The 2,826-nt window shown below is 29.5% G+C and carries 3 protein-coding genes; all 3 read left to right on the top strand.

All coding sequences use genetic code 11. The annotated features are described in order from the left end of the window. On the top strand, positions 1 to 1,740 hold a 1,740-nt coding region (locus tag QZ286_RS03165), incomplete at its 5' end, for a heparinase II/III family protein (RefSeq protein WP_291255533.1). Between the two features lie 13 nt (positions 1,741 to 1,753). Then, positions 1,754 to 2,182: a PTS sugar transporter subunit IIA gene (locus tag QZ286_RS03170; protein ID WP_291255534.1), complete on the top strand. Its 429-nt coding sequence runs from the start codon at positions 1,754 to 1,756 to the stop codon at positions 2,180 to 2,182. 128 nt (positions 2,183 to 2,310) lie between these two features. Further along, the coding region (locus QZ286_RS03175) for a hypothetical protein (protein WP_291255535.1) at positions 2,311 to 2,826 on the top strand (516 nt) is incomplete at its 3' end.

The following is a 2,826-nucleotide window of genomic DNA, read 5'->3' on the forward strand; positions in this document are numbered from 1 at the left end:
AGTTCTTTTATTCCATATAAAATAAATGACTATAAATGGAAGGACACTCCTAATGGGGATGAGGAGTGGTGCTTCATGCTTAGTCGTAATGGATTTACTTTAGATTTAGCTCTTGCTTATCTGTTAACAGATAAGCAAGAGTACTTGCTAAAGTGGAAAGATTTAGTTTTTTCATTTATCAGAGAAGAGGGAGAACCTAACTCTGAAAATAAAAGATGTTGGAGAACCTTAGATACAGGTTTAAGACTTGGCTTCTGGGTACGTAGTCTAGTATATATTGGAAAAGAAAATTTTACTGAACAAGAATGGAAAGAACTTTTAACTTCAATGGAAGTTCATAGAGAATACTTGAAGTCTAATTTTAAAGATAAACTTTTATTAAGCAACTGGGGAGTGCTTGCTTTAAGTGGTTTGATTTTAAGTATTTTATTTGAAAAAGAGAGTGTAAAAAACTATAGAGACATCTGGGACAAATTAGAAACTACAATTGAATTACAATTTACTGAAGATGGAATACAATGGGAACAGAGTCCACTGTATCATCATGAGGTTATATTAAATTATGCTCACATTTTACAGATTAGTGAAACCTTATCTATAGAATTACCAATCAATCTAAGAGAAATTTTAAAGAGATTTGTAAAATCAGCTTACTATATGTGTGATCAAAAAGATTATCTACTAGCTTTAAATGATAGTGATTATGTTGATTTTTCATATGTATATGATTTCTATAGAGGGATGCAACTGTTAAATGATAAGGATTCTAACTATTTAAAAAATTTAAAATCTAAGGTTTTATTAGGTGACTATTATCTTAGTAAGTTAGATGAACTTGTAAAAGAGAAATACGAAGATAGTTACTATGATAATATGGCTGGATTAGCAGTAGTAAAAGATAAAGATTACTATTTAACTTGTTTTAATGGGTTACATGGTAGTTCACATGGACAAAGTTCACAAGGTGCAATCACTTTAAATTATAGAGGAATTCCTATACTAATTGATGGTGGAAGATACTCATATACTGAGTGTAGAGAGAGAATGGAATTAAATAGTGATTTCTCACATAATACAGCAACCTTAGAAAAACTAAAGGGAACAGTTATTAAAAATTCATGGGAGTATGAAAGATTAATTGAACCTTTAGGAATGTCTGTAAAAAATAGAGATGAATTATCTTTTGTTGAGATGGTTTGGCTAGCAAAAAATAATGAAAATATGGGAGTTTTTAGAAGAGATGTATTCTTATTCAAAGATATAAAAACTCTAGTGGTTATTGATGATGTAAAGGTAGATAAAGAGGATAGATTAGAAGCATATTTTCACTTGAATGATAAAGTTCAGTTTTCATTGGAGAAAGGAACTTTAAAAACAGATGATATATTTGTCTATTCAGATGGAGATATCTCAACTTTTACTCATTATCACTCACCAAGATATAATCAATTAAAAGAGCATACTGCAATAAAAATTAGTAATAATAATTTTGTAGCAACTGTAATCAGTTTGGAAAAAGATATTGAAATTGAAAATATTCCAGTTCATCAAAATAATCGTGATGAGGAATTTGAAAGTTGTAAAGGTATAAAACTAAGTTTGGGTGGAAAGATAAAAGAGATCTATGTTAACAGTTCTGAAATAGTAAAACATGACAAGTTGTTAATAGGGGATAACAACCATATGTTTTATGGTAGTGTTGTAGTATTTGAGAATGGTAACAGAATTAGGATAAAATAAGGAGCGTAAATTTATGTATGGAGTAATTGTTGCAACTCACGGAAACTATGCAAGTGGATTAAAAAGTACTATAAAATTAGTATGTGGAGAGATGGAAAATCTAAGAACTGTAGATTATGTGGCAGAGATGTCTGTTACTGATTTAGAAAAAAAATATGAAGAAGCTATGGAAGAGTTAAAAGCTTATGATAAAATCATATTTTTAACAGATATTTTTGGTGGAACTCCATTCAATAGAGCAGCTATGAAATATGCTGGAAATGATAATGTTAAAATTTTAGCTGGAGTTAACTTTACTTTAGTGTACTCAGCTTTAACTGCTGATTCAGATGATATAGATGAGGATATAGCTGAAATGATAGAAGCTGCTAAAGATGAGATTGCTGAATTTAAACCTGAAAAGCCTAATAATGACGATGACAACTTTGATGATGGGATTTAATTAAGAAAAAATTTTAATGTAGAAGTGTAGTATAGGCAGAACTTGGACTAATTAAATTAATCTAAGTTCTTACCTATACTTTTTTTATTACTTAAACGAAAAATATTTAGTTAAAATGAGGAGGGACAATGGCAAAAAAGAAATTATTGTTTTTATCTGCTGTAATTTTATTAATGGGGACAGAAGGATACGGAGAAACATTTAATGTAGGTGAATTTAGTGTTTCAAAAGATATAGTAGTTACAGACGGGAAAAATGGTGTAATTGTAGATGAAAAAAATAATAATTTTATAAATGAAAAAGAAGGGAAAATATCTGTATCAGGAAAAGATTCCAAAGGAATATATTTAAAGGATAAGGGAGAAGCTACAAACAATGGAACAATAGAAGCAACAAATGGAGGAATAGGAGTATTTTTTGGAGGAGCAGGACAGTTTACAAATGAAACAACTGGAAATGTTTTAGTATCAGGAAAAGGTTCCAAAGGGGTATATTTAAATAATAAAGGAAAAGCTATAAACAAAGGACAAATAATAGTAGGACAAGATTATAGAGATGATAAAGGACAGACTGTATCAGGAGCAGGAGCAGAGGGAGTAACTGTAAATAATGATAAAGCAGAATTTATTAATGAGAATTTGATA

The organism is Fusobacterium sp., from assembly GCF_019012925.1.
In the GTDB taxonomy this organism is placed as follows: Bacteria; Fusobacteriota; Fusobacteriia; order Fusobacteriales; family Fusobacteriaceae; genus Fusobacterium_A.